The organism is Mesorhizobium sp. M0663 (genome assembly GCF_040320585.1).
GTDB lineage: Bacteria > Pseudomonadota > Alphaproteobacteria > Rhizobiales > Rhizobiaceae > Mesorhizobium.
Genome location: NZ_JAMYPX010000074.1, coordinates 1 through 4839, shown reverse-complemented (window position 1 = coordinate 4839; position 4839 = coordinate 1). Strand labels below are relative to the sequence as shown.

Annotated in this window: 1 protein-coding gene; it reads right to left on the bottom strand. The window is 60.7% G+C overall.

Annotation, left to right across the window (positions count from 1 at the left end):
• Positions 1-150: 150 nt before the first annotated feature.
• Positions 151-4542, bottom strand: a complete 4392-nt coding sequence (locus NKI54_RS35940) for a Ulp1 family isopeptidase (RefSeq protein ID WP_352694572.1) — start codon at positions 4540-4542, stop codon at positions 151-153.
• Between the last annotated feature and the right edge of the window lie 297 nt (positions 4543-4839).

The window sequence follows — 4839 nt, the reverse complement described above, 5'->3', positions numbered from 1 at the left end:
GTGAGCTATGCTGGAGATTGGGGTGACGAGGCTGATCAAGCCTTCCAACAGTACCAGCCTGATCAATTACAGCGAGAGCTACCGGTCCGGAGATCGCATCAGCGCCTCTGTCGTCAAGAGAGCTGTTCTGCTTGACCCCAGCCATGGAGCTCAACGCCCCGCGTCGGAGCGCTCCCTGCTTCTGAAGGAAGCCATTAGGTCCGCTCGGGCTTGATCGGAGGCTTGGCTGATGGACGTCGTGGTTGCTTCGCTCAGTTGCCGCCCCATGGCGCGGCTTTGCGGATTATCAGTCCTCTGCCTCTTCGCCGGTCTCAACAGCGCTGTGTAATGTTCATTGTTTATGATGACGCCCCCGCTGTTCACGAGGTTGCTCCTGTCAAGTGTACTCGTCAGTCCGTCCTGGGCCTCACGCTTCTTGCCCAAGTGCCGTTCAAACGGCGCTGGCGCGACTTGTTGAGCTCGAGAGATGGGTCCCTGCTCTCCTGCGTGGCCATGAGCTTGTGCCGCGGTCTGCGCAGCGGCGTCCCCAATGGCACGAGCCTCCATGCCGACTGCGTCTTCCGAACGAGCAGCAAGGGCAATTTCGCGCCCGAGTGCGAACTTCCGGACATGAGTTAGTGCACTGATGTCAGCGGTTTTCATATAGCGCTTGGCATCTTCATCCAGCGACCGCTCGTGAAGCCGATCCGCAATCCCCGGCTTTTTGTTTTCAACCAAGCATTGACTGAAACGTCTAAGAGCAGACCCATAGACCTCAACGGTACGGGGTTTCGGCCCGGTCGGCGCTGCCTCGTACGCTTTGATGAGAGCCGCTGTGTACTCTCTGATGAGCACGGCGTCGGCAGGGTGGGGATTCAGGGCAGGGCGGCCCACCACTGGCGCTCCGCCCGCCCACGTCTTGAGACGACCCAGTGACCCAGCCACGGCCGAGGGGCCGCCACCCCAGATCTCGTACTCCTTGCGATCCCGATCCAGCGACGAATCGTGAAGCCGATCCGCAATCCCCGGCTTGTTATTTTCAACGAGCCAATGACCAAAGCCGAAAAGAATATCTACATGGCGCTTGACCGTGATCTCCCCGACCTTACCGGCATAGAGTGCTGACCTCAGCCCTTCGACAAGGGTCGCATCGTTGGAATAAAGAGGACCCTTGTCGGGACCGGAGACCACTTTTGGGCGATCTGGCTGCACCGCCGCCGGCACAGAACGAGCATGGTCACGCAACTCGGACGGTGCGGGGGGATTCAGATCAACCACTGCCGAATCCGGCGCATGATGATGGCGCGCCGTTGAGTGACCCGGCTGCAGCACCGAGGCACCCAGCATCGACCCACTGCCTCCGGCGTACGGCGCCGCGGCGTGTTCTTGTCCGCTCCCTTGCATCATGGGCTGCGCCTCCCATGGCAATGCACCCACTTGATGGGTGGGGGCCTGCATCAGCACGCGAGCGCCTGAATTGCCGATCTCGCTCAGCTGCGGCTCAGTGGCAACGTCCTGCAGACGACTGTTCGGGGTCCTTTGCCTCTTCGCTGGTCTCAACTCCGCTGTATCATGCTCACGGTTGATGAGGACCTCCTCGCTTGGTAGCTGGTTGCTCCTGTCCTGTGCAGCGATCCGCTCGTCCGGCGCGCGCTGGTCGCCGTCGCGCCAGCTCAGGGGACGAAAGGACCCTGCGGGATCCGAGGCTTGGTGATGGGGCCCAGTTGGCACGAAAGACGATGCCAGAACAGCGTCGTCTTCATTAGCTTTCCCAGGGGGGAGATACTCTGGCCAACTGTATTCCTCCTGCGGCCCGCTGCGCTGCGCAGCGGCGTCCCCCTTGCTCTCAAGACTTTGAAATTTAAATGGGTCCCCGGGAGCAACGTCTGGCGCTGACTGGCCGAGCCGCTTGATCTGCTGGTGAAACGTCCCAACGGGGCTTTCCTTAACCGCGTCTCGGGCCTGTCGGTCCATGAGTTCAAAGTTCGTAAGATTATTTGCCGTTCCGAATGTATTGTCACCCCTGAGGCGGGTTTGTAGTGCCTGCCGATTGACGACGAGGTTGTTGAGGTTCAGGTTATCTGGCTGCGATTGCAATCGCCCAACCAGCGCCCGCGTGCCGTCCACCACGTAGACTCCGCAATCCACCACGTTGCTCTGCTGGGCGATGCGGGATACGCCCACGCGGGTCTCCAGGCTGGCGCCCAGATTTTCTGCGAGCTCTTTTGCAAGCGTGTCATTGCATCCGTTGTAGGAGTCATAATGATAGGCAACCGGCCGTTCCCGGTCGCTGCGATCAACGAACAGCAGCGACCAATGGGTGCCGCGCTCCGCAAGAGTCTTACCGCCATCGCTCACTGGCACGAACAGGAAGTCGGCTGTGTCGTTACCGTTCTGATGGACGATGCGCTGGAATGCGCTTAGCATGACGCTCTCGGAGCCCAAGCGCAGATGATAATTGGCTACGAGGGGATCCACGAACCGCGTCCGGGCGGCGAGATCTGGATTGTTCCCCTGCAACTCCTGCTCCAGGAGTTGGTAATCCCTCTGGATATGTTCGTCGCCTAGCCATTCCAATGCGCCGAGCACCCGCCCGTCTTTAGCTTTCCCAGGGGGCCTCTCTGGCCGACCCAATGCCTCCTGCGTCCCGCTGCGCTGCGCAGCGGCGTCCCCAATGGCACGAGCCTCCATGCCGACTGCGTCTTCCGGACGAGCAGCAAGGGCAATTTCGCGCCCGGGTGCGAACTTCCGGAGATGAGCTAGTGCACTGATCCTCCGGTTACCACCGGAGTTCACATAGCGCTTGGCATCTTCATCCAGCGACCCCTCGTGAAGCCGATCCGCAATCCCCGGCTTTTTGTTTTCATGCAGGTATTCACTGAAACGTATAAGAGTAGATCCATAGACCTGAATGGTACCGCGATTCGGCCCGGTCGCAGGCGCTTCTTTGTACTCTTTGATGAGAGCCGCTGTGTAATCTCTGATGAGCGCGGCGTCGGCAGGGTAGGGATTCCGGACAGGGCGGTCGACCACTGGCGCTCCGCCCGCCAACGTCTTGAGACGACCCAGTGCTCTAGCCACGATCGAGGGGCCACCCCTGCTCTCGTACTCCGAGGGGCCACCCCTGCTCTCGTACTCCTTGCGATCCTGATCCAGCGACGATTCGTCAAGCCGAGCAGCAAATCCCGGCCTGTTATTGTCAAAGAGCCAACGACCAAAGCCGAGAAGAGAATTTACATGGCGCTTGACCGTGCTCTCCTTGACCTTACCCGCGTAAGCTGACCTCAGCCCTTCGACAACGGTCGCATCGTTGGAATAGAGGGGACCCTTGTCGCGACCGGAGACCCCTATTGGAGGATCTGGCTGCACCGCCGCCGGCACAGAACGAGCATGGTCACGCAACTCGGACGGTGCGGGGGGATTCAGATCAACCACTGACGAATCCGGCGCATGATGATGGCGCGCCGTTGAGTGACCCGGCTGCAGCACCGAGGCACCCAGCATCGACCCACTGCCTCCGGCATACGGCGCCGCGGCGTGTTCTTGTCCGCTCCCTTGCATCATGGGCTGCGCTTCCCATGGCAATGCACCCACTTGATGGGTGGGGGCCTGCATCAGCACGCGAGCGCCTGAATTGCCGATCTCGCTCAGCTGCGGCTCAGTGGCAACGTCCTGCAGACGACTGTTCAGGGGCCTTTGCCTCTTCGCTGGTCTCAACTCCGCTGTATCATGCTCACGGTTGATGAGGACCTCCTCGCTTGATAGCTGGTTGCTCCTGTCCTGTGCAGCGATCCGCTCGTCCGGCGCGCGCTGGTCGCCGTCGCGCCAGATCAGGGGACGAAAGGACCCTGCGGGATCCGAGGCTTGGTGATGGGGCCCAGTTGGCACGAAAGACAATGGCAGAACAGCGTCGTCTTCATTAGCTTTCCCAGGGAGCTCGCGCCCGAGTTCGGACTTCCGGAGATGAGCTAGTGCACTGATCCCACCGGAGTTGTTATAGCGCTTGGCATCTTCATCCAGCGACCCCTCGTGAAGCCGAGCCGCAATCCCCGGCTTTTTGTTTTCAACCAGGTATTCACTGAAACGTCTAGGAGCAGATCCATAGGTCTGAATGGTAGCGGGATTCGGCCCGCTCGGCGCTGCCTTGTACTCTTTGATGGGAGCCGCTGTGTAATCTCTGATGAGCGCGGCGTCGGCAGGGTCGGGATTATTCAGGACAGCGGCGCGGTCCAGCACTGGCGCTCCGCCCGCCCACGTCTTGAGATGACCCACTGCTCTAGCCACGTCCGAGGAGCCACTCTTGCTCTCGTACTCCTTGAGATCCGGATCCAGCGACTCCTCGTGAAGCCGAGCAGCAAATCCCGGCCTGTTATTATCAAAGAGCCAACGACCAAAGCCGAGAAGAGAATTTACATGGCGCTTGACCGTGCTCTCCAATGCTGACCTCAGCCCTTCGACAATGGTCGCATCGTTGGAATAGAGAGGACCCTTGTCGCGACCGGAGACCCCTATTGGAGGATCTGGCTGCACCGCCGGCGGCACAGAACGAGCATGGTCACGCAACTCGGACGGTGCGGGGGGATTCAGATCAACCACTGACGAATCCGGCGCATCATGATGGCGCGCCGTTGAGTGACCCGGCTGCAGCACCGAGGCACCTAGCCTCGACCCACTGTCTCCGGCGTAGGGCGCCGCGGCGTGTTCTTGTCCGCTCCCTTGCACCATGAGTTGCGCCTCCCATGGCGATGTATCCACTTGAGGGCCGGGATCATGCACTGGTTCGTCCATTTGCTTTTGCAACCGAGCCCACCTTTCGGCCACCGCGGCCTCGCCAACCGCGGAGGGCGTCTCCTCAGCCCT